20 protein-coding genes are annotated in these 23,950 nt (G+C 56.7%); 4 read left to right on the top strand and 16 right to left on the bottom strand.

Going from position 1 to position 23,950, the window contains the following annotated elements:
* Position 1 precedes the first annotated feature (1 nt).
* The 8 genes from ABD76_RS07695 to ABD76_RS07660 form a co-directional block, all read right to left on the bottom strand.
* A complete protein-coding gene (locus ABD76_RS07695) occupies positions 2–754 on the bottom strand; it encodes a tRNA threonylcarbamoyladenosine dehydratase (RefSeq protein WP_197255707.1) in 753 nt (250 codons plus the stop codon).
* A gap of 117 nt (positions 755–871) precedes the next feature.
* Entirely contained in the window at positions 872–2,659 is a 1,788-nt protein-coding gene (gene aspS / locus ABD76_RS07690) for an aspartate--tRNA ligase (RefSeq protein WP_197255705.1), read from the bottom strand.
* Between the two features lie 85 nt (positions 2,660–2,744).
* Entirely contained in the window at positions 2,745–3,995 is a 1,251-nt protein-coding gene (gene hisS, locus ABD76_RS07685) for a histidine--tRNA ligase (protein ID WP_197255703.1), read from the bottom strand.
* A 536-nt stretch (positions 3,996–4,531) separates the two neighbouring features.
* Positions 4,532–6,100 carry a coproporphyrinogen III oxidase gene (locus ABD76_RS07680; protein WP_197255701.1) on the bottom strand — a complete coding sequence of 523 codons (1,569 nt, stop codon included), beginning with the start codon at positions 6,098–6,100 and terminating at the stop codon, positions 4,532–4,534.
* 119 nt (positions 6,101–6,219) lie between these two features.
* Positions 6,220–6,651 (bottom strand): flagellar basal body rod protein, encoded by a 432-nt coding sequence (locus ABD76_RS07675; RefSeq protein WP_197255698.1) that lies wholly within the window; start codon positions 6,649–6,651, stop codon positions 6,220–6,222.
* Between the two features lie 204 nt (positions 6,652–6,855).
* Positions 6,856–6,999, bottom strand: coding sequence for a hypothetical protein (locus ABD76_RS07670; protein ID WP_197255696.1), 144 nt, complete (start codon positions 6,997–6,999; stop codon positions 6,856–6,858).
* A gap of 177 nt (positions 7,000–7,176) precedes the next feature.
* Positions 7,177–7,620 (bottom strand): D-aminoacyl-tRNA deacylase, encoded by a 444-nt coding sequence (gene dtd, locus ABD76_RS07665; RefSeq protein ID WP_197255694.1) that lies wholly within the window; start codon positions 7,618–7,620, stop codon positions 7,177–7,179.
* Between the two features lie 64 nt (positions 7,621–7,684).
* Positions 7,685–9,862 carry a RelA/SpoT family protein gene (locus tag ABD76_RS07660; protein ID WP_197255692.1) on the bottom strand — a complete coding sequence of 726 codons (2,178 nt, stop codon included), beginning with the start codon at positions 9,860–9,862 and terminating at the stop codon, positions 7,685–7,687.
* A 313-nt stretch (positions 9,863–10,175) separates the two neighbouring features.
* Here ABD76_RS07660 and uraA point away from each other — a divergent pair, with 313 nt between their 5' ends.
* Positions 10,176–11,444 carry a uracil permease gene (gene uraA / locus ABD76_RS07655; protein WP_197255690.1) on the top strand — a complete coding sequence of 423 codons (1,269 nt, stop codon included), beginning with the start codon at positions 10,176–10,178 and terminating at the stop codon, positions 11,442–11,444.
* Positions 11,445–11,510: 66 nt separating this feature from the next.
* Here uraA and ABD76_RS07650 read toward each other — a convergent pair whose 3' ends face one another.
* The 6 genes from ABD76_RS07650 to ABD76_RS07625 all read right to left on the bottom strand — a co-directional run bounded on the left by ABD76_RS07650 (position 11,511) and on the right by ABD76_RS07625 (position 18,122).
* On the bottom strand, positions 11,511–12,023 hold the full coding sequence (locus tag ABD76_RS07650) for an adenine phosphoribosyltransferase (RefSeq protein WP_197255688.1): 513 nt from the start codon (positions 12,021–12,023) through the stop codon (positions 11,511–11,513).
* A complete protein-coding gene (gene recJ / locus ABD76_RS07645) occupies positions 12,013–14,466 on the bottom strand; it encodes a single-stranded-DNA-specific exonuclease RecJ (RefSeq protein WP_197255686.1) in 2,454 nt (817 codons plus the stop codon). The genes ABD76_RS07650 and recJ overlap by 11 nt, the downstream gene beginning before the upstream one ends.
* A gap of 21 nt (positions 14,467–14,487) precedes the next feature.
* Positions 14,488–15,432 carry a cation diffusion facilitator family transporter gene (locus ABD76_RS07640; RefSeq protein ID WP_197255684.1) on the bottom strand — a complete coding sequence of 315 codons (945 nt, stop codon included), beginning with the start codon at positions 15,430–15,432 and terminating at the stop codon, positions 14,488–14,490.
* Between the two features lie 202 nt (positions 15,433–15,634).
* Positions 15,635–16,543 carry a protein translocase subunit SecF gene (gene secF / locus ABD76_RS07635; RefSeq protein ID WP_197255682.1) on the bottom strand — a complete coding sequence of 303 codons (909 nt, stop codon included), beginning with the start codon at positions 16,541–16,543 and terminating at the stop codon, positions 15,635–15,637.
* Positions 16,533–17,813, bottom strand: a complete 1,281-nt coding sequence (gene secD, locus ABD76_RS07630) for a protein translocase subunit SecD (RefSeq protein ID WP_197255680.1) — start codon at positions 17,811–17,813, stop codon at positions 16,533–16,535. Before secD ends, secF begins: the two co-directional genes overlap by 11 nt.
* 96 nt (positions 17,814–17,909) lie before the next feature.
* Complete coding sequence (locus ABD76_RS07625; RefSeq protein WP_172879099.1) at positions 17,910–18,122, bottom strand: post-transcriptional regulator; 213 nt, start codon at positions 18,120–18,122, stop codon at positions 17,910–17,912.
* 242 nt (positions 18,123–18,364) lie between these two features.
* On the opposite strand from ABD76_RS07625, the gene spoVB reads away from it, so the two are divergent.
* Positions 18,365–19,957 (top strand): stage V sporulation protein B, encoded by a 1,593-nt coding sequence (gene spoVB / locus ABD76_RS07620; protein WP_197255678.1) that lies wholly within the window; start codon positions 18,365–18,367, stop codon positions 19,955–19,957.
* A gap of 14 nt (positions 19,958–19,971) precedes the next feature.
* Here the strand turns inward: spoVB and ABD76_RS07615 are convergent, their stop codons facing one another.
* Positions 19,972–20,799 carry a DUF421 domain-containing protein gene (locus ABD76_RS07615; protein WP_197255676.1) on the bottom strand — a complete coding sequence of 276 codons (828 nt, stop codon included), beginning with the start codon at positions 20,797–20,799 and terminating at the stop codon, positions 19,972–19,974.
* Between the two features lie 155 nt (positions 20,800–20,954).
* Entirely contained in the window at positions 20,955–22,268 is a 1,314-nt protein-coding gene (locus ABD76_RS07610) for an ArsB/NhaD family transporter (protein WP_197255674.1), read from the bottom strand.
* A 215-nt stretch (positions 22,269–22,483) separates the two neighbouring features.
* Here ABD76_RS07610 and ABD76_RS07605 point away from each other — a divergent pair, with 215 nt between their 5' ends.
* Positions 22,484–22,879, top strand: a complete 396-nt coding sequence (locus tag ABD76_RS07605) for a TIGR04086 family membrane protein (RefSeq protein ID WP_197255672.1) — start codon at positions 22,484–22,486, stop codon at positions 22,877–22,879.
* Between the two features lie 117 nt (positions 22,880–22,996).
* Positions 22,997–23,857, top strand: coding sequence for a phosphatase PAP2 family protein (locus ABD76_RS07600; protein WP_197255670.1), 861 nt, complete (start codon positions 22,997–22,999; stop codon positions 23,855–23,857).
* Positions 23,858–23,950 lie beyond the last annotated feature (93 nt).

The raw sequence follows: 23,950 nt of genomic DNA, 5'->3' as shown, positions 1-23,950 counted from the left end.
ATCACCGTGATTCTAACGTAGTAAGCAGATCGCGGACGACGACGCTGACCATGATCAGCCCCGCCACCGGCGGAACGAAGGAATTGCTGGCCGGCGGCTGCTTCGCCTTGCGGATATCCGGCGCCGTCTCCGGAACGATCTTCTCGGTCACGTCAACCCGAGGTTTCAACGGCTCCTCGGTCGAGAAGACGACCTTGACTCCTTTTTTGATGCCGTCCTTGCGCAGCTTCTGCCGGATGACGCGCGCGATCGGATCGACGGTCGTCTTCGAGATGTCCGCCACCTGGAAGCGCGTCGGATCCATTTTATTGGCCGCTCCCATGCTTGAGATAATCGGGATGTTGCGGCGCAAGCATTCCTTAATGAGGTGAATTTTATAAGAGATCGTGTCCGAAGCGTCCACGACATAATCGAGATCGTAGGCGAACAGCTCCTCATACGTCTCTTCCGTATAGAACATATTCAGCGCGATGGCGTCGCACTCCGGATTGATGAGCTTGATCCGCTCCCGCATCAGTTCCGCCTTCTTCTGTCCGACCGTCGTCGTCAAGGCGTGAATCTGGCGGTTCACATTCGTGATGTCGACGACATCCTTGTCGATCATGATGATGCGCCCGATGCCCGTGCGCGCCAGCGCTTCCGCCGCGATGCCGCCGACGCCGCCGATGCCGAGCACGGCGACGGTGCTGTTCTTCAGCTTGTCCAGCCCTTCCGGGCCGATGGCTAATTCTGTACGCGAAAATTGATGCAACATCAGCTATTCCTCCTGCGGGCCTATTGCCCGAGTATAATGGCAACGCCCCTGGCCGCCTGCTATATAGCATAGATCGGCAAGGGGCGTTCGTTCAAGCTGCTCGAAGCAGCGGGCGAATTATTGCTCTTCTTTCTTGTCCTTCTTCTTGAAGGTCGATTTGATATGAAGCTGCTCCAATTGAGCCGGCTCCACGACGTTCGGCGCGTCCATCATCAGATCGACCGCGCTGGCCGTTTTCGGGAACGCAATCGTCTCGCGAAGATTCGTGCGGCCTGCCAGCAGCATGATCAGACGATCGAGACCGAGGGCGATCCCGCCGTGCGGCGGCGTGCCGTATTCGAACGCGTTCAGCAGGAAGCCGAACTTCTCTTGCGCCTCTTCCGGAGAGAAGCCGAGCGCCGTGAACATTTTCTCCTGCACGTCGCGCTTGTAGATCCGCAGCGAGCCGCCGCCGACTTCGTAGCCGTTCAGCACGAGGTCGTACGCCTGAGCCCGGATCTGGCCCGGATCCGAATCGAACAGATGCAGGTCTTCGTCTTTTGGGCGGGTGAACGGATGATGCGCCGCCACATAGCGCTTCTCGTCCTCATCATAGTCCAGCAGCGGGAAGTCGACGACCCAGGCGAACTTGAACGCGCTGTCGTCGATCAGATTCAGTCTGCGTCCGATATAGAGGCGCAGGTTGCCGAGCACATCGTAGACGACCTTGCGCGTATCGGCGGAGAACAGCAGCAGGTCTCCGTCCTCGGCGCCTGTGCGCTCGCGCAGGGCGGCGATTTCTTCCTCGCTCATGAACTTGACGATCGGACCGCGGAACTCGCCGTCCTTCACTTGAATCCACGCCAGGCCCTTGGCCCCGTAGCGCGCGGCATACGGCCCCAGATCGTCGATATCTTTGCGGCTCCATGTGCCGCAGCCTTTGGCGTTCAGCACTTTGACGACGCCGCCCTTCTCGATGACGGAAGCGAATACTTTGACGCCGCTGTTCGCCACGAGATCGCAGACGTCGACCAGTTCCAGGCCGAAGCGCAGGTCCGGCTTATCCGAGCCGTATTTCTCCATCGCTTCCTGATACGTGATACGCTGGAACGGCGCCGGAATGTCGACGCCGATCGTCGACTTGAACAGGCGGACCATCAACTGCTCCATCATGGTCTGGAGCTGCTCCTCGGACAGGAAGGACGTCTCGATGTCGACTTGCGTGAACTCCGGCTGGCGATCGGCGCGCAGATCCTCGTCGCGGAAGCAGCGGGCGATCTGGTAGTAGCGCTCCAGACCCGATACCATCAACAACTGCTTGAACAACTGCGGGGATTGCGGCAGCGCGAAAAATTCGCCCGGATGCACGCGGCTCGGCACGAGATAATCCCGTGCCCCTTCCGGCGTGCTCTTCGTCAGAATCGGCGTCTCCACCTCGACGAAGTCCTGTTCGTCCAGGAAATCGCGAATCACTTTCGACGCTTTGGAGCGCAGCTTCAGGGTGCGCTGCATTTCCGGACGGCGAAGGTCCAGGTAACGGTAGCGAAGGCGAAGCGACTCGTCGATTTCGATGCCGTCTTCAATGAAGAACGGCGGGTTTTTGGCCCCGTTCAATATTTCAATCTCCGTCACGCGAACTTCGACGTCGCCTGTCGGCAGGTTCGGATTGACCGTCTCGGGGTCGCGCAGCACGACTTGTCCGCTCACCGCCACGACGAATTCATTGCGCAAGCGATCGGCAATCTCATGGGCTTGGCTTGAAAATTCCGGGTTGAATACAATTTGCACGAGACCGGTGCGGTCGCGCAGATCGACGAACAATACGCCCCCCAAATCCCGCCGGCGCTGCACCCAGCCGTTCAAAGTGACGGTCTCTCCGATGCGGGCCTTCGTTATGTCTCCGCAGGAATGCGTCTTATACATCATGAACTCCACTCTCCTCATAATCTATCTTCTTCATCTATGTTTCTTGCATTGTCTGCCTCTTGCCAGCACGCGGCTCCTCATCAGGTCAAGCCTGCTTCAACTGCCGCGCCAATTCGGCCAGCGGCACGAACCGCTGCTCCCCGGTGGCCAGCTCCTTCAGCGCAATCTCGCCCCGGGACAGCTCGTCATCGCCCAGTATCCCGGCGTAACGCGCCTGCATGCGGTCGGCCGATTTCATCTGCGCCTTCATCTTGCGGCCCTGGTAATCCTTCTCGGCCGCCAGTCCTTCGCGCCGCAGATCGTTCAGCAGCTTCGTCACCTCGGCCTCCGCCTGCTCGCCGAGACCGATCAGATAAATATCGAGCGGGGACGCCTCGTTGCAGTCGACGCCCTGCTTTTCCAGCAATAGCGCGATTCGTTCGAGCCCGATGCCGAAGCCGATGCCTGGCTGATCCGGCCCGCCGATATCCGCCACCAGGCCGTTGTAGCGGCCGCCGCCGCCGACCGTATCGATGGCGCCGATGCCCTGCGCCTTGTACTCGAAGGCCGTATGCGTATAATAATCGAGTCCGCGAACGAGGCGGTGGTTCACTTCATAGTCGACCCCCATCGCCGACAAATACTGCTTCACCTTGGCAAAATGGGTCGCGCATTCTTCATCCAGGCTGTCCAGAATGGAAGGCGCATCGCCGAATTTGTCCTGATCGACCTTGCAGTCGAGCACGCGCAGCGGATTGCGTTCCATCCGGGACTGGCAGTCCTTGCACAGCGATTCCTTCATCGGCTCCAAAAATTGCAGCAGACGCTCCCGGTAAGCCGCGCGGCTCGGCGCGTTGCCGACCGAATTGATCTCCACGCGGACGCCGGTCAGACCGACCTCCTTCATGAATTCATACCCGAGCGCGATAATCTCCGCATCCAGGCTCGGATCCGCAGCCCCGAACGCCTCCACGCCGAATTGATGGAACTGGCGGTAGCGTCCCGCTTGCGGCCGCTCGTAACGGAACATCGGCCCGATATAATAGAGCTTCGTCACATCCGGCTCGCCATACAGCTTGTTCTCCACATAGGAGCGTACGACGCCTGCCGTATTTTCCGGACGCAGCGTCATGCTGCGATCGCCCTTGTCCTTGAACGTATACATTTCTTTTTCCACGATATCCGTCGTCTCGCCGACGCCGCGCTCGAACAGCTCGGTCTGCTCGAATATCGGGGTCCGGATTTCCTTGTAGTTGAATCGACGGCACAAATCGCGGGCTTTGCGCTCGACCGTCTGCCATATTTCGACGGTGCCCGGCAGCAGATCCTGCGTGCCTGTCGGCTTCTGGTAAGCCATGTTCTTCCTCCTCCTGCCTGCTTCCTGAAAATAAAAAACTCCCGTCCCGCAAATGTAACATTTGCTAAGGGACGAGAGTTGGTTGTCGATTCCAATCACCCGTGGTGCCACCCACATTCCGCTGTCCGCTCTCCTTCGCCGGCACTCGCCTCCGGATCGCTTCCCGCGCTTCATTTACGTATAACGCACGCCAGGCGCCGAACGGCTACCCATCCATTCCGTTCCGAATGGAGTTCGCCGCCGGTTCTCGGGGATGTCCTTCGTCCGTCCATCATCAAGGTTCTTCCAGCCAAGGAACCTCTCTCTGCGCATGTGGGGCGGGTTACTTGTTCCCGTCATTGAATCGGTTGGTATGTCAAATATAAAGAACATTGTAAGGATGTAACACGCTAAAGTCAAGAAAAAAACCTACATCAGATGTAGGTCCAGCAAAAGAATATATTAAAAAGGGGGTCATGCATTCAGTATAGGTCGCAAATATTAAAGGAACATGAAGCAAAGATTACAAACAGATTACAAAAAAGCAAACGTTTCCTTTAGGCTTCTTTGAACAATTCCTTCATCATTTCTATTTTTTTGCGCGTCACTTCGACATAATTGTCATTGTATACTTTCGGTTCCTTCGGGTTGGCGAAGCGCGTAATCGCCCCGGTGCGCGGATGCACCCATTTGGAGGATGCGCCGCAGCCCAATCCCAGAATCGATTGAATTTCTTCGATAATGAGGATATTGTACAGACTCTCGGTGCCCGGCAGCGCATAGCCGACATTTTCCAGGTTGCCGAGTATATTTTTTTGGCGGTACAAATAATACGGAACATAGCCGTGAGCCCCCGTCCATTCCGCCGCCATCGTCATCATCCGCTCGACCTCTTCCCGGTCGGCCACCTTGAATTTCTCCTCCCCGCGGTGGCGGGTCATCTCGGAAGCGCGCTTGAACGACAGCGTATGGACCGTTACCGATTCCGGCATGAGCCGTTCCGTCTCCCGCAGTGTATGGGCGAACTCCGCCGTCCCTTCCCCCGGCAGTCCGAGAATGAGATCCATATTGATATTGTTCATGCCGAGCTCGCGCGCCAGCTTATATTTCTCCACGGTCTCTTCCACGCTGTGATGGCGGCCGATAATATCAAGCGTCTCCTGAATGTAAGACTGCGGGTTGATGCTGATGCGGTCGATATTCCATTTCCGCAGCACTTCCAGCTTCTCCGGCGTGATCGTATCCGGGCGTCCCGCCTCGACGGTAATCTCACGCACCTGCTCCACATTCGGGAAGGAGGTCATCATTTCCTCATACAGCATGTCCATCTCTTCCGCAGTGATGCTGGTCGGGGTCCCGCCGCCATAGTAAATCGTCGTGATCGGAATATTCCGCTCCTTCAGGAAGCGTCCGATCTCGCGCATTTCATAGTGAAGGCCGCCAAGGAACGAATCGACCGAGCCTTGACGCCCGTTGATGTCGTACGCCGGGAAGGTGCAATAGGCGCATTTGGTCGGACAGAACGGGATTCCGATATAAATGCTTAACTGGTGCTGAAGCTGATCCAAATCGGGCAGTGCCGTCAACTGGCGTTCCACGATCTGTTCCATCAGCGCGATCTTGCTGTCCGTAATCAAATATTCTTCGCGAAGCATCTTCTTCGCTTCGTCCTGCGACAGCCCGCGCCGCCGGGCATCATGCATCAGCTTCGTCGGGCGGACGCCGGTCAGAATGCCCCATGGCTGCTCGATGCCGGTCCATGCGGTCAGCACCTGGAGCAGCGCATGGGAGAAGGCATTCTTTACCTGTTTGCGGTACTGCTCATAGGTCGCTTCCGCAGGAACCGGACGTTCATTGACAGCTTCCACCGGAGAGCCGTCCTTCCGCTCCAGCGCAGCGCGGACGCAAACCCGCCCCGGTGCCGCAAGCGGGAACGATTCGGGCGCGAGCCCGCCCTCCGGCTCGGTCTGCGCGAGACGGATGACCGCCTCGGCTTCCTCCGCCCGCTCTGCTTCCGGCTGCAGGCTGACCTGATACGTAACCTCCGGCTGCTCGATGAACAATTGAACAATATGAATAAGCGAACGTTCAAACGCCGCTTCATTGGCGATTAATGTAATGCGCATTTTCCTGCAAGCTCCCCCTCATAAGGCCCAAGTTGGCTCTTCGTCCCAAAAAGGCGCCCAACCATGCGGGCGCCAGTCCTTATCCTATCATATTGACTTTCCGAAATAAAGGGAAGATATTAGCCCTCTTCTCCCGGATCGAAATATCCGCCGTTCTCGCGGATGAGCCGCGCGGCAGCATCATAGTCCGCTTCATCCACCTTCGCGGTGACGACATAGCGCAGCCCGTCCGGCGGCTCCATGCGTTCGGAGGAAGCGGTATCGGCTCCTCCTTCGTTATCGGTCAAATCCGTGGCCGGAGTCGTCGTGAGCGCCTCCTGCCCGTCGTCGCGGGTCGTCACGATGCCGCCCGGACCTACGGCGGAGATGCCGCCGTTATAAGCGGACCCATTCGCATTGCCGGTTATGAACGGTGCGAACAGCATCTGCTTGCTGCCAAGCGGGCCTCCCAATTCCCCGACCTCGATATTTGCCGCGCCGGCCGCGGTAAGCCGTGTGCGCAGCGTCTCTGCATCGTCCTCCGTCCGCGTGTATGCCTGAATTCGTTTCATCTTCCGTCACCTCGCCGTCTTCTGGTATCGTTATTTTGTCACCCTCTCCTCATCCGGTGCGATGATGCGCCGCAAGATGAAGAGGCGGATTGCTGGCGGAAGTCCTTCCGTACGACTTTATACCCCGGCGCCCCAGCCGGCGAAACAGACAGCAATGCCCGGTCCCTTCCTGATGGAAGAAGACCGGGCATCGAATGACCGCGGCTATCGCTTTACATTGGCTCCTTGGCGGCGAAGGGCATCCTGCTCGGCCTGCTCCTCCCGCATAAGCGCAGCCGCTTCCTTGACGGATTGAACGGCTGCCCAGGTGCTGTACTGGATCGCGAGCTGCTGCAAAGATTGTCGCACGATACGGCTCCTTTCCGCAGCTGCCGGCCGGTCCCGGATGCCAAGCGAAGCATCCGGCCGGGCAGGGCAGCACGCGCAGGGTTCCTCCCTAGTATGAGCCGCGCCCGCGATCAATTATTCCGCGCTTCCGCCCGCGTTCTCCTCAAGCTGGCGGGACAAGGCTTGTCCAACGCGAGACTACTCCCGGCTGTCCACGATGAGCGTCACCGGCCCCCAGTTCACGAGCCACACATCCATCATCGCTCCGAAGCGGCCGGTCTCCACGGCGAGCCCCAGCCCGCGCAGCCGCTCATTGAAGCTGTCGTAGAGCCGCTCCGCCTGCTCGGGACGGGCGGCAGCCATGAAGTTGGGACGCCGCCCTTTGCGGCAGTCGCCGTACAGGGTGAATTGCGAGACGGACAATATCGCGCCGCCGATATCCCGGACCGACAGATTCATCTTCTCGGATTCATCCTCGAAGATCCGCAGCCCGGCAATTTTGTCAGCCGCCCAGATGACGTCCTGCTCCGTATCCTCATGCGTCACGCCGACGAGCAGCATCAAGCCCGGGCCGATGCTCCCGACCGTCTCTCCCTCAACCGTTACCGCCGCTTCCTTGCATCGCTGAACCACGATTCGCATGCTTGCCTATCATCCCTTCCTGCAGTTGAACTGCCTCTTAACATGCCAAAAAAGTGCAGCGAGTTCATTGCATGATCCGCTGCACCGTATACACGTCCTTCACACGCTTAATCTTCTCGACCACCGAATGGAGATGGTCGGTATTGCGGATAAGAATCGTCATATGAATCATCGCCAGCCGGTTGCGATCCGAACGGCCCGACACAGCGGCGATATTCGTCTTGCTCTCGGAGACGGCCTGCAGCACCTCGTTGAGGAAGCCTCTCCGATCCATCCCGGTAATCTCGATGTCGACGCTGTAATTCGCCTCGGAGGAATCGCCCCACTGCACATCGATAATCCGTTCCGCCTCTTCCCCGTCGATCGTCGTCGGGATGTTCAGGCAGTCGGCGCGGTGAATCGAGACGCCCCTTCCGCGGGTGACATACCCGACAATCTCGTCGCCAGGCACCGGATTGCAGCAGCGGGCGAACCGAACGAGCAGATTGTCGATCCCTTCGACTCTGACGCCATGGGCGGGACGGGCTTTCCGCTCCGGCTCCTTCTTGACTTCCTTGACCTCGTGAGTCAATTCGATCTGATTGGCCTCTTCCGTTTCCTTGCGCAGCTTCTCCGTCAAGCGGGTCACGATCTGGGAGGCGGTAATGCCGCCGAAGCCGATTGCGGACATCATGTCCTCGATATCGTTGAAGGTGAATTTCTTCGCGACCTCAAGCAGCTTGTCGTCGGTCATCCAGGCCGAAGGCTCCAGCCCCAGCCGCTTCAATTCCCGTTCGATCCCTTCGCGTCCCTTTTGAACGTTCTCCTCGCGCTTCTCTTTTTTGAACCACTGCTTAATCTTGGAGCGCGCATGCGAAGACTGCGCGATTTTGACCCAGTCCGCGCTTGGCCCGTAAGAATGCTTCGATGTCAATATCTCGACGATATCGCCGGTCTTCAGTTGATGATCGAGCGGCACGATGCGGCCGTTCACCTTCGCCCCGATCGTCCGGTTCCCGACCTCCGTATGGATGCGGTACGCGAAATCAAGCGGCACGGAGCCGGACGGAAGCTCGATGACTTCTCCTTTGGGCGTGAATACAAACACCAAATCCGAGAAAAAATCCATTTTTAGCGACTCGACGAATTCCTGAGCGTCGTTCGTCTCCTGCTGCAAATCGAGAATTTCGCGCAGGAACGTCATCTTCTCTTCGAAGCTGCCCGAATTGGATCCGCCCTCCTTGTAAGCCCAGTGGGCCGCAATCCCGTATTCGGCCGTGCGGTGCATCTCCCAGGTCCGAATCTGCACCTCGGTCGGTTCCCCCGTCGGACCGATGACGGTCGTATGGAGCGACTGATACATATTCGTCTTCGGCATCGCAATGTAGTCCTTGAACCGGCCTGGCATCGGCTTCCAGAGCGTGTGGATAATGCCGAGGGTAGCGTAGCAATCTTTTATATTGTCGACGATGATGCGAATCGCCAGCAGATCGTAAATTTCATTGAATTGCTTGCTCTTGGCCGTCATTTTTTTGTAGACGCTGTAGATATGCTTCGGTCGGCCGGACAGATCGGCGGTGATGCCCATCTCCTCCAGCTTCTCCTGAATGCGCGCGATGACGTCGGCAATGTACTGCTCCCGTTCGGCGCGCTTCTTGTGCATGAGGTTGGCGATGCGGTAATACTGCTGCGGATTCAAATAGCGAAGCGCAATGTCCTCCATCTCCCACTTGATGGCCGAGATTCCAAGCCGGTGAGCGATGGGACAGAAGATTTCCAGTGTCTCGTAGGCAATGCGCCGTTGACTCTCTTCCGATTGATACTTCAGCGTCCGCATATTGTGAAGCCGGTCGGCCAGCTTGATGACGATAACGCGGATATCATTGGCCATCGCCACGAACATTTTCCGGTAATTCTCGTTCTGCTGCTCTTCCTTGGACCGGAACTGAATCCGCTCAAGCTTCGTTAATCCATCGACCAGCATCGCGCATGTATTTCCGAATTTGGTGCGCACTTCCTCCAGGGAGACGGACGTGTCTTCCACGACATCGTGCAGCAGCGCGGCTACGACGGAAGTCGGATCCATCTGCATGCCCACCACGATGTCGGCCACAGCCAGAGGGTGCAATATATAAGGTTCGCCGGATTTCCGGACCTGCCCCGAATGAGCCTGCTCCGCGAACAGATATGCTTCGCGGACGCGATCCAGATCCGATTCTTTCATATACGCCGAGGCCTTCTCTAATAAATGCTCGATGCCCATTGGAGTCGTTTCGGTTCCTTTCTTCCGTCGGGGATCATAATCTCCCAGACTAAGATTTATATCCTTTAATTATGCCTTTATTCGGTGTCTCCCGTCAATGGTCTCCCTGGGCTTTCACGATCACCATTGTCTTTTCTTGTCGAAAATTAGGTTTTTCATTCGAAATAACTCGGATTTTTCTCCAATTTATTGCCCCATCACAAAAATGTTGTTGAAAAACAGGCCGAATAGCATGTAAATTATATAGTTGGGTCTAAGGGATACTATCCAGAAACGGATTGCGACAATTTCATATTAAAGGAGTGCATTCGACTTGCAACGCGAAATTCAAGTGCATGAAAAACCGGCTTTCGGGCCCGGACTGCTGCTAAGCATCCAACACATGTTCGCCATGTTCGGATCGAACGTGCTGGTACCGAACCTGTTCCACGTCGATCCGGGCATCGTACTGCTCATGAACGGATTGGGCACCATCTTCTATCTTGTGCTGTGCCGGGGGCTGATCCCTGCTTTTCTCGGATCGAGCTTTGCGTTCATTTCTCCGGTTACGGTCGTTCTCACCGGCAATGGCGGGAGCTATGCCCAAGCGCTGTCGGGCTTCATCGTATGCGGACTCATCTTCGTCGCGGTTGCGCTTATCGTGAAGTGGGTCGGCACTCACTGGCTGGATGTGCTCTTCCCGCCGGCCGCCATGGGAGCCATCGTCGCCGTCATCGGCCTCGAGCTTGTTCCGGTCGCTGCCGGGATGTCGGGATTTATTCCGTCCGCTCCGGGAGCCGCGCTTGACCCGACTGCCATTACGCTCGCCTGCGTCACGCTCGGCGTCACCGTGCTCGGGAACGTGCTCTTCCGCGGCTTCTTCAAAATCATTCCCGTTCTTATCGGTATCATTACCGGCTACGTCGTCGCTTACTTCATGGGCGTGGTCAGCATGAATCCGGTCCGGGAGGCCGCGCTGTTCAAAGTGCCAACGTTCACATTCCCTGAATTCAACTGGACGGCGATCGCGATTATCGTGCCTGCGGCACTGGTCGTCGTCGTGGAGCATATCGGCCATTTGATGGTAACCAGCAATATTGTAGGCAGCGATCTGTCGAAAAATCCGGGGCTTCACCGCTCCCTGCTCGGCAACGGGCTCTCGACTATCTTCTCGGGCTTCTTCGGCTCCACGCCGAACACGACATATGGAGAGAACATCGGCGTCATGGCGCTTACCCGCGTCTATTCTGTATATGTCATCGGCGGCGCAGCGGTCATCGCCATCATCATGTCCTTCTTCGGCAAAGTCTCGGCCCTCATCGCCAACATCCCGGTTCCCGTCATGGGCGGCGTATCCCTGCTGCTGTTCGGGGTTATCGCGGCATCCGGACTTCGGGTGCTCGTCGATGCCAAGGTCGATTACGGCAAGCCGAAAAATCTGCTGCTGACAACGCTTATCATCGTCATCGGCATCAGCGGCGCCACCTTGAAGCTGGGCGCTGTGGAGCTGAAGGGCATGGCGCTGGCCACGGTGCTCGGCATCGTGCTCAATCTGTTCTTTATCATCATCGACAAGCTGGGCTGGTCTAACGAGCAAGCCTGATGCATGCAGAAAGCCCCCTGGAACGGGCAGAAGCCCGATTCAGGGGGTTTTTGACTTCCTCGCTTATCAGTAAGTCACCAGGGAACGCACGTCAATGTCCGGCAGCTTGCCGCGTCCGTTCAGGTCGCTCAGCTCGATCAGGAACAATGCCCCGACCACTTCTCCGCCAAGCTGGCGCACCAGATTGACGGCCGTCGAGATCGTGCCTCCGGTCGCCAGCAGATCGTCGGCAATCAGCACCTTCTGCCCCGGCTTGATCGCGTCCTTGTGCATAGCCAGCTTGTCGCTGCCGTATTCCAGCGCATAGCCCGCTTCGATCGTCTCGCCCGGCAGCTTGCCGCTCTTGCGAATCGGAACGAAGCCGGCCCCGATCGCCAAGGCGAGCGGAGCGCCCACGACGAACCCGCGCGCCTCCGGACCGGCAATCAGATCAATTTGCTTATCCTCGACCATCTGCTTCATTGCGGCGATCGCGGCCTGATAAGCCGAGCCGTCCTTCAGCAGCGTCGTAATATCTTTGAAGCTGATTCCCGGCTGAGGAAAATCGGGAATGACCCGAATATACGATTTAAAATCCATCTGAACTCCTCCTAAGTAATGAAACATCGCGGTCTTCGTCCCAGCAGGACCACAGCCATGCCGCGAACGCGTCAGTCGCGGGCTCGTACCAGCGCCGCTCCCAGGCTGCTGCGGCTGCCCAGTCCCGGTAACGTTGGGAAGCTTCCAACGAGGTCTTCGCCGGCTGTGCCGCCATTTCGAATGTCGTTGTATGTTTATGATGAGTGCAAGTTAAAAATTGCAGCTCCTTGAACATATCGAGCAGCAGCATGAATTCCCGCAGGGACAGGTTGACGCGCTTGGCCAGCGACCGCATCGGCTCGGGTTCATTGGTCCATGTATGTACCCGTCTCAATTCCGCATATGCCCGCTTGATTCGATCGCGGGTCGGCATATGAAGCCGTCCTCCGATCGGTTCGCGGGGCAGCACGACATGCAGCCGTTCCATATGGCGAAGCTGGCGGATTAACCGGCTCCAATCCTGCTCCGATGGCGGCATCCCGAACAGCACCATCTCGCGAACGCGCTCCGACATCGCGGCAATGAACGGCTCGTCTCCCCGCCACGCGCCCGGAACGACGACCGGTCCGTCCTCCTCGTCGCTGTACAGCCACGCGAAGGATTCCGCGGCATGCATGCCCGCCTGCTCACGGGTCGTGACAAGCACGCTAGCGCCGTCTCCGTCCTGCTCCAATATGCGCGCAAGCTGCACGGCGGTCTCCCAAGCATCCGGAATCCCCCGCAAATCGAACAGCTGCCGTTCTTGGATGCGGATATCCTGCATGAACAGCTGCGTTCGGCGCCGGCCGTTCCATTCGTTGACGGACAGTTCGCCCAGCACATCCGCCTTCACGTCACTCGCAATCCTCCGGGCCAAGCTTCCCCGGTGAAAAGCTACCGCATCCAATGTAGCACGGTCTTGGCTCAACATCAACTTCAAATGTTGGCCTTCCTTGCCCATCGTCCGGATCTCGCGCACCCGCGCGTTGCGGATGACGACCCGGGGGCTCGGATTGCCCATGCCGAACGGGGCCAATTGCTCGAGTTGGTCGATGACTTCCAGCGTGATCTCACTCAAGCCGCATTCCGCATCCACTTCGACGCAAGGAAAGAAGTGCTCCTCTGTCAGTATTCCCTCCGCAATCTCTTGCAAGCGCCGCTCAAGCTCCGCGAGCTTGTCTGCCTGAATCGTCATGCCTGCCGCGGCCTGATGGCCGCCATAATGCTCGAACAGCTCGCCGCACGCCTGCATCGCCTCGTACAGATCGAAGCCCGGGATCGATCGGGCCGAGCCCTTGCATAATCCCGTCTCGCCATCGATACCGAGCACGAAGGTCGGGCGGTAATATTTTTCGAGGATTTTGGAAGCGACGATGCCGATCACCCCGACATTCCAGCCCTCCGCGGCCAAGACAATGACATGAGGAGGCTCGCCCGTCTCCTCCATCTTCTCTGCCAGCTGCGCTTCCGCCTCCTTGACGATCCCGTCGACGATCTTCTGCCGCTCCTTGTTCAACCGATCCAGCTCCCAGGCGAACGCCTCGGCCGCCGCGTCGTCTTCCGCCGTCAGCAGTTGGACCGCGATGTCGGCGTGATCGAGCCGGCCGCTGGCATTGATTCGCGGAGCCATCGAAAAGGCGATATGCGTCGAGGTCACTTCCTTCGGATCGATGCTGCACACTTGAAGCAGCGCCCGAATCCCGGCATAGCGGGAACGCTTCATCCGCTGCAGAGCCGCCCGCACGAGAATACGGTTCTCATCGAGCAGCGGCATCAGATCGGCGACGGTGCCGATGGCTGCCAGCTCCAGCCACTCCTCCGGAATCCGTCCGAGCAGCGCGTGCGCCAGCTTGAAGGCTACGCCGACACCGGCCAGCCCTTTGAACGGATAAGGGCAATACGGCAGCTTCGGATTGACCAGGGCGCAGGCATCCGGAAGCTGCTCCGGAGGCTCATGATGATCGGTCACCACGATGTCGATTCCGAGTTCGCGGGCATAAGCGATTTCTTCCACGGCGCTAATCCCGGTATCGACCGTTACGACGAGAGTGACGCCGCAAGCCTTCGCAGCGTCCAGCGCCGCCTTGTTCAGGCCGTACCCTTCGTTGGCCCGGTGCGGGATATAATAATCGAAATCCGCCTCCAGGTGCCTCATCAAGTAAATCATAAGCGATGTGCTCGAAACTCCGTCCGCATCGTAATCGCCATAAATACGAATGCGCTCGCGGTTCTCCAGCGCTGTCCGGATTCGGGCCACCGCGTCTTCCATTCCCGCCAATAAATATGGATCGTGCATCTCATCAATATCCGCATGCAAAAACCGGTGTGCCTGCTCCGCGTCCGCAATCCCCCGTACGGCCAGCATACGGGCGACCAGCTTCGAGACCCGGGCTTCCTGGGCCAGCTGGTCGATGCCGGTATCCGGCACGTCAGAGCAGATCCACCGGGAGCGTGGATGAAGCATCCTCCCACTCCTTTAACATCCTCATTGCAGCAGCGTGGACTCTCCGTTATTTTCCGGAATCCGGTACGGATTGCCGGTGTCGAACGGGTTCACATGGACAAATACGTCTGCCACATGCAAAAAACGCTGCATTAAATGATTTTTGACCCGCTTCGCAATCGCATGGCCTTCCGCCACCGATATGCGGGGGTTTACACTGATTTTAACATCGACGATAACATAATGGCCAAGCTCCCGCGCCCGCAGATTGTCGACGGTAATAACGCCGTTGACCGACTGCACGGCCCGGATAAGCGGATTCGCCTCTTCCTCATGAAGCACATGGTCCATCGTCGAGTGAATCGCTACCTTCACCAGTCTGGTTCCCATATGCAGCACAAGAAGCGCCACGATAAATCCGGCCGCCGGATCGAGATACAGCAGCCATTCGATATGATACATCCCGCCGAGCATCGCGGCTCCTACCCCGATAAGCGCCGCGATGGAGGAATAGACATCGGAACGATGCTCCCATGCGTTCGCAATCAGAGCTTGCGACGATAAGCGCTTGCCCAGCCGGAACTTGTACTGGAACATCGCTTCCTTCACCACGATAGACACCATAATCGCGGCGAGAGCGTACCATTTCGGGATATCCATCTGCCCTTGCCATACCGATTTCACGGCCGAGACGGCGAGCTCCAGCCCGACGACGAGCAGCAGCACCGAGACGATAATGGCCGCGATGGATTCCGCTTTGCCGTGTCCATATGGATGATCCTTGTCCGGAGGGCGCTTCGCTGCCTTCAAGCCGACAAGGACGGCGCCGGATCCCGCCACATCCGAGGCGGAGTGCCAAGCATCCGCAATGAGCGCCTGACTGCCCGCGAAGAAGCCGGCGATCCCTTTGAGCAGGGCGAGCAGCAGATTTCCTATAATTCCCATCCACGCCCCTGCCTCGGCCCTTGCAAACCGATCGGTCGTCATGTCGCAACCCTCGCAATTCATTTTTTCATTCTTATTGCGGATTCGACTTCGCATGAGTCTATTCTTGCTTGCAACATCAAAGCCGCGTCAGCATCCTGTACTGACGCGGCTTCATCTTTATGCTTGCGCCGCAGGCTGCGGCAAGGAAGCCAAGCCGGGGCCCGCTCCATGGCCGCCGCATCCTTCGGCTTGAAGTTGGCGGTTATGCCTGCTTCGGCTTCGCCGGAGACTTGGACTTGTTCTTCTCCTTGCTCTTCAGGACGACCCACAGCGGGCTCGCGATGAAGATGGAGGAATAAGCGCCGAATGCCAAGCCGACCAGGATGGCCAGCGAGAACATGCGGATCGACTCGCTCGCGAAAATAAACAGACAGAGGGCCGCCACGAGAACGGTCAACACCGTATTGATGGAACGGGTCAGCGTCTGATAAATACTGTCGTTCACGAGACGGGAAAGGTCATGAATATTCTTGATCTTGGCAAATCTCATATTCTCCCGAATCCGGTCAAAGATAACGATCGTATCGTTGATGGAATACCCGATGATGGTCAGCACCGCGATAATGAACGGCAGATTGACCTCAAGCCGGAATATCGAGAAAATGCTGATAACCATGAACGCATCATGCAGCAAGGCGACGACCGCCGAGATGGCGAAGCGCCATTCGAAGCGGATGCTGATATAGATAATGATGCCGATGCTCGCGATCAGGACCGCGAGCAAGGCATTCCGCTGCAGCTCCCGCGCAATCTCGACATCGACCGTATTGATTTCGAACGAAGCGCCCGCGTCCAGCTTTTTGAAATCGGCCTTGAACTGGTTCTCCATCTGCTCGGTCAACACTTCCGTGAACCGGATCGTCACCCGGTCGCTGCCCATCGTAATGGTCGGCTCCTTCTTCAATTGGTACGGCTCCAGCATCTGCTCGATCTGGGCCTTCTCCACCGGCTTCGAGAGCGTAATGTCCACGTTCGTGCCCGAGCTGAAGTCTACCCCGTAGTTCAGGCCGAGCACGCCGAGCGAGATGGCGCCGACAATCGTAATAATGATCGAGAAAATAAAGAAGTATTTGCTGGAATGAACAAAGTTGAACGTTCCTTTAAAGCGCACGGATTTCACTCTCCTTCACGCCGAAATATCCCGGTTTGGACAGCACGTTCGCTTTGACCAGCGCATGCAGCATGACGCGGGAGAGGAATACGTTCGTCAAAATACTGACGATAACCGTCATCATCAGGATGAGCGCAAAGCCCTTGACTTGGCTCTCGCCCAAAATGTACATGACGACGCCGGCAATAATGGTCGTGATGTTCGCGTCCATAATCGTACGGAACGAGTTCTTGGAGCCCGCCTTCATCGCGGATTTGATCGACTTGCCGCTGCGCAGCTCCTCCTTAATCCGTTCATAGGTAATAATATTCGCGTCGACGGCCATGCCGAGACCGAGAATGAAAGCCGCAATGCCCGGCAGGGTCAGCGTAATCTCGGACAGCCAGAAGACAATCAGCAGAATCCATGTAAACAGAATCAGCGAGACGCTGGCAATGACGCCAGGCAGCCGGTAGATGACAAGCATAAATAACAGAATCAGCGCCGTGCCGATAATTCCGGCCTTCACTGTCTGCTCCAGCGACATCTTGCCAAGCGTAGCCGTAACGGTCTGCGAGTATTTCTCGGTCAGCTTGAGCGGCAAGGAGCCGAGATTGATCGTATCCTTCAGCTCGTTCGCTTCTTCCTTCGTGCGCTGGCCGGTAATCGTCGCTTCCCCGCCTGGAATCTCATAATTGACGGACGGATCGGAGATGAGGGTGTCATCCATGAAAATCGCCAGATGGTTCCGCGCTTTAGTCGGATCCGGATCATACAGACCGGCGAGACGTTTTGTAATTTCGGCGAATTTGCTCGCATCCTTCAGCTTAATCGCTACGATCGGACGCTGCAGCTCGTCAAATACGACGCTCGCTCCGCCCTCGACGAAGTCCGTTCCTTTCAGTTCAATCTTGCAGTAGTCGGACGCGTCTTTACAGCCTTCAGAGCTGCGGAACGTAAGAACAGCCGGCTCTTTCAGCTTCTTCCGCACCTCTTCTTCGTTCTGAACATCCGCAATCTTGACGCGGATCCGGTCGGAGCCTTCAATCGTAATCTCCGGTTCGCTCGTACCGGTTGCGTTAATCCGTTTATCCAGACTTTTGGCGGTCTGTTTAAGCGCATCGTTAGTCACTTTCCCGCCCGATTCCAGCGGAGAGGCTTGGTATAGAATCTCGAAGCCGCCCTTGAGATCGAGTCCGAGACGTATGTTGTTGACGATCGAAGGGCTAGTCCAGACAACGACACCTAGCGATACGACAACGATGAGCAGAAATGCTAACACCCTTTTCATATCGTCCCTATTCCCCTTTCATATTCAATATTCCTATTATATCGACCGTCATTTTTCGAGTCAATTTTTGTGATCATGGCATAAAAAAATCTCGCCTTATAAAAAGGGAGACCCGCGATAAGCCGCCATCGTCATAAAGTTCATGAATTGCGTTGCTTTCAATGACAAAATATCATTGACTACCTGATGCATGGCCGGCTCAGCATCCTCTTTTTTATACTTGGCGCTGACGCATTCCCATACATCCTTCCCCGTTACCTGCTCGTAGCCGAGCAGCCTTAGTTCTTCCGCCTTGCTCTCACAGCACATTTCGATCGCCTCGACCCGCTCCTGTTCCGTCCATGGCTCAGACACGCCGCTCACTCCCTTCCGTGTCTATCTATTATTCGCGCTCCTTCACGCAATTCCTGCTTCGCATACCATAGCAATCATTGCCTCCCCTGACTTTTCGCTTCCATCGGTACAAGCCAATCGTCATGGAATAGGGACAACCGCATATTTATGGTTATATCAGGTAGACAAGTCTTCAGGGGAAGAGGGATGATCGGAACGTGAAGAAGCAGTCATTCATACAGGGAACGCTGATTTTATTGGCCGCAGGCATTGTCAATAGGATACTCGGGTTCATTCCGCGCGTTACTCTTCCGCGCATCATCGGAGCGGAAGGGGTGGGAATCTACCAGCTCGGCTATCCTTTCCTGCTCGTCATCATCACCTTAATTACAGGCGGCGTTCCGCTCGCCGTAGCGAAGCTGGTCGCCGAGGCGGACTCGGTCGGGGACCGCGCCCGCGTGCGGCGCATTTTATCGGTAGCGATGAAGCTGACCGTCAGCGCGGGCATCGTCTTCTCCGCCGCCTGTCTGTTGCTTGCGCCCTGGATTACGACCCGCGTTCTGACGGATAGCCGGGTGTACTATACATTCCTTGTCATGACGCCTATCATCGTGATGGTCGCCATCTCCGCGGTGCTCCGCGGCTATTTCCAAGGCATGCAAAATATGGTTCCGACCGCCGTATCCCAAGTGACGGAGACGTTCATCCGCATCGTGGCCGTCATTGGCTTCGCCTATCTGTTCCTCCCTTACGGGCTGGAATGGGCTGCGGCGGGGGCCATGGTCGGCGTCGTCGTGGGCGAGCTCGGCGGGCTGCTCGTCCTCGTCTTCCTGATGCGCTCCGCGCGCAAGCCGAAGGAGAGAGGCGCCGGGGCTCCGGATTCGCCACAGCCGCCGGAGCAAGGGGCTGCGCCCAAGGTGGCTCCCCGTCTGCTCCGCATCGCGCTGCCCGTGACGGGAGGCAAGCTTATCGGCTCGCTGTCCTACCTGCTCGAGTCGATTGCAATCGCCCGCAGCCTGGCGGCGGCCGGCGTTCTCACCGCGATTGCGACGGCGCAGTACGGGGCCCTGCAGGGGATGATTATCCCGATATTGGCGCTGCCCGGAGCGCTAACCTATTCCCTCGCCGTCTCTCTCGTGCCTTCGTTATCCGAGGCGCTCGGCCGCAATGACATGCGCACGATTCACAAGCGGATACACCAGGCGCTCCGGCTGGCGCTCGTATGCGGAGCTCCGTTCGCCGTGATGATGTTCGTGCTCGCGCTTCCGCTATGCGTGCTGCTCTATAACGATGCCAGCGTCGCGCCGATGCTGCGGTGGATGGCTCCGATCGCGGTCTTCATCTACTTGCAGGCGCCGCTGCAGGCTGCGCTGCAGGCCCTGGAGCGCCCGGGAACCGCCCTCGTCAACACATTTATCGGAGCCGCCCTGAAGCTTCTGCTCATTATTCAGTTGGCTTCTCAGCCTCAATTGGGCATTTATGGAGCAATTATCGCGATATGCATCAATATTGTCGTCGTCACGCTGCTCCATGCGGGGAGCGTCATCCGCCATCTTCAATTGAAGATGCCATGGCTCGATTTCATCAAGGTAGGGGCTGCCATGGTGATTATGGCAGGCTGCATTCAGGCGGTCTATGTGCGCGCTCCGCTGCCGGAAGGCTACGGTCTGCTGCGCTTTGCCGCTGCGGGGACGGCGGGGGTCATTGTCTATCTGCTGCTGCTTATTATTATGGGCCTCATCAACCGCGATGATGTGACGCGGCTTCCGCTGGTCCGGCATTGGCTGCCGCCGAAGCCGCATCGCAAATAATCATCCGGTTCACGCTACTTATGCTTCCGATCCACGAATAAGTGGCCCCGATGATCGATAGAACAGAAAAAAACGTCTTTAAATTCGTTGACGCCTTTCAACGCAAGCTGATTTTTCAACCAGAAGCGCGTCTTATTGATGGTCGACAGGTTATGATCCTGCACCTTGCCATCCATAATCAGCGGCAGCGGCAATGTCGTGAAATGGTAACGCTCCGGCTTGCGCAAGGCGGGGCGCTGCTTTTTGGCCTTCTTGCGGCGGCCCGGCGAGGAGGCTGAGCTGCCGGCGGTAACCGGGCCGGGACCTTTCGTATCCCCCGCATAATCCTCCTCCAGTAGGCCGCCCGATTGCTGGGCGCCGCTCTGGGCTTCGTTGGCGGTCGGGGTGTCCGAGTCCTGTTTCAGGAAGACGGTCAGCTTACCGTTCGCCTCCAGAATCGCGTAGCGAACATCTCCGATATTATCCACGCCCTGCTCGCGGAGCTGCTGCATCAGGTCGTCCAGATTGTACCGCTGCCGCGCCATCTCCGGGCGGTCAAGCTGGCCGTTCTTGATGATAATGCTAGGCTTGCCATCGAATAAATGTCTTATCCATTGGCTCTTCAAGGCTATGTAAGCCACGCTGATCTGAATGATAATAAGAACGATGATCGGGACCAGCCCCTGCCATAGCGGCTTCTTGCCGTCTTCGATGACAAAGACCGCAATCTCCGCGATCATGATGGAGATGACGACATCGAAGACGGACAGCTTGCCGATCTCTCTTTTGCCCATTAGACGAAGCACGACGAAGACAACAATATACATCAGGATCGTGCGCAATACGAGAGTCCAGACTTCCATTAGCAACGCCTCCCGGTGCCATTTTCGGTGTGCCAGTACGTGTATTCTGGCCCCGGGCTTCGCGAGGCATGCAGCTTTTTCTTATCGAAATGTTCCCATCCTGCATCTTACAATCCGGTTAACCGTTGTTCCAAGAAGTCCCTTTCCCCGAACGATTACAAGATGAAAAGGAAAATATAGACGGTGGAAATCGCCAACGACAAGAGCGTCAGCGGAGCCCCGATTTTGAGAAAATCCATATAGCCGAAGCCATGTCCCTCGCGCTGCGCCATTCCTGCCACAATCACGTTCGCCGATGCGCCGATCAAGGTGCCGTTGCCGCCCAGGCAAGCGCCCAGCGCCAGTGACCACCAGAGAGGATTCAATTGGTTCGGATCGGTAATGCCCATCTGGCTCCCGACATCCTGCAGGAGCGGAATCATCGTCGCCACAAAAGGGATATTGTCTATCGTCGCCGACGCGATTCCCGAGCCCCAGAGCACGAACATGGCGGTACGCGTCATATCGCCGCTCGTGACGCTCAACATCCATTGAGCCAATTGATTGATGACGCCGACTTCGATCAGCCCCCCCACGAGGATGAACAGGCCGATGAAGAACAAGATGGTCACCCATTCCACCCGATGAAGCGCTTCTTCCAGTTCTTCTTCGCCCTTCAGGCCGATGAGCATCAGCAGCGTAGCTCCGGCCATCGCGATGACCGCCGGCTCCACATGAATGGCCGAGTGAAGCACGAAGCCCAAGATTGTCAATACGAGGATCGTGACCGATTTCCTTACGAGCCGCTTGTCCGAAATATACGACTCCGCCGACAACTGCATCAAGGCATGGCGCTGACTGTCCGTGACCTTCAACTGCTTTCGGTATATAAAGACGAGCAACGCAAGCATCACAGCCATGATCACCACGATGACCGGGGCCAAATAGATCAAAAACATATTGAAAGTCAAATGCGGGTTCGCAGACCCGATCATAATATTCGGCGGGTCGCCGATCAAGGTCGCGGTGCCGCCCACATTCGAAGCGATAACTTCCGTGATCAGAAACGGAACCGGATTGATATTGAGCATCCGGGTTATGGAAAACGTAATCGGCACGACCAGCAGCACGGTTGTCACGTTATCCAGAAAAGCCGACCCGACCGCCGTTAAGGCCGCCAGAATCACCAGGATGCGGATCGGCCTGCCCTGGGTTCGCTGCGCCGCCTTCACGGCTGCATATTGAAAGATGCCGCTCTTGTTCGTAATCCCGACCAGTATCATCATCCCGACCAGCAGGAAAATCGTGTTCCATTCGATATGCTCGGTGAACGCGCGGTGCACATCTACGATTTGCAGCACGAGCATCGCCGCCGCTCCAAGCAGGGCGATAATGGCCCGGTTAATTTTTTCTGAAATAATGATGGCGTAGGTCACCAGAAATACAATTACCGCGATCGTGACCTGCCAGGTCGACGCATCATGTCCCATGTCATTCCATCCCTCTCTGCGCAATAACTTCAATTCGGATCCGGGCATTGCATGTCGGATTCGATATTTTTGCTCACACATTATAACGCCGTTCTATATTTTTCGTCTATGCCTTGTACTATTTCTATCTGCTTGCCCATACGATCTGTACTACGCATATATTTGTCCATCCCCGCACGGGAACGATAATTCAAGCCGAAAGGAGAATTCCAATCATGAATGCATTGCAGCGTGTATCTCAATGGAAGCCGAATCACCCCATTTTGGCCGGCATCGTCAATTCATTTATCTGGATGGCCATGGGCGCCTTGGCCTTATCCGTTCTGCTCTACTCCAGTTCCGCCAATGAGGATAAGACGCTCGGCTATATTTATCTTGTCCATATCATCGCTCTTTTTATCGGGGGCTGGACGGCAGGCCGGCGCAGCGGGCGCAAAGGCTGGTACTATGGCGGTCTGACCGGTTTTTGCTACGCCATGCTTGTGATCGTTATCGGCTTTCTCGCCATGGATGTCGGCATCACCTTGCAGAAGCTGATTCTCGTTGCCGCGGCCTTCGCCTGCGGCGCGCTCGGCGGCATATTCGGCGTCAACATGAGCCGCAACAAATAAGGATCCGAACCATCGGCCGCAAGAAATGGTCGCCTGGGTTCATATGTTCCCCCTGCTCTTTATGGTATACTATATGAATTAAATAACCGTTTACCGGAATTATATAGGGGGATAGTTGTGGTATTATTTCACTCCATGCAGACGGTCACCTTATGGACTATCGCGGTCGTTATCCTGCTGCTATGGTTCGGATCAGGCAAGCAGCCGCTGGCTGTCGTCTCTGCATTTTATCAGGCTTTGCGGCATTCCCGCTCTTTCCTGTTCGCTTTTATTGCTCTCATCCTTATCTTGCTCGTGAACAATTTTGAGCTGACTATCGAAAAAGCGCTGGCCGTCAATTGGGACTTTACCTCCCATATTCATCAGCTGGAGGGCCAATTCGTGCACAGCATCCAGAAGCTGTTCCATCATCCGCTTCTTACCCAGGTCGTCGCTTTCTTTTATATTGTGGTCTTCCAGTCGCTCATTGTCGGATCCATCGCCATCTATATCGCGAAAGATAATCTTCGCATGGCCCGTGCGGTATGCTATGCGGTCATCATCAATTACGCGGTAGCCATCCCGTTCTATCTGTTCTTCCCGGTGAACGAAGTATGGTCCTACCCGCCGGCCGCCGTAGAGTTCCGCATGCTGGACGTGTTTCCGTCCTTCGAAGAGAACTATCGGCAATTATCCGGATTGGATAACTGCTTCCCGAGCTTGCATACGTCGATTTCCGTGACGGTGGCGCTGCTCGCGTCGCAATCGGGCAACCGCCGTTGGGCGATCTTCACCTCGATTAGCGCCCTTATCGTCATCTTCTCGATCTTCTACCTCGGCATTCATTGGCTGACAGATATGATCGCGGGAACGATACTGGCCGTTACGGCCTCCTGGCTCGGCATGAAATGGGCGGGGGTCCGCGCTTCCTGGAAGACGGAGTTGTCCAAAGGCGGCGGCAACGCGTATACCAAATCGTATCCGGATTCGAAAATCTGAAAATGGGCAATCGAGTAGGAGGGGGCGCCTAGCCCCCGACCTCTCACACCACCGTACATACCGTTCGGTATACGGCGGTTCATGTTATATTCC

Source organism: Paenibacillus dendritiformis (assembly GCF_015845845.1).
Taxonomy (GTDB): domain Bacteria; phylum Bacillota; class Bacilli; order Paenibacillales; family Paenibacillaceae; genus Paenibacillus_B; species Paenibacillus_B dendritiformis_C.
Note: the sequence above shows the minus strand (reverse complement) of the source record. Positions and strands in the feature narration are given on the sequence as shown.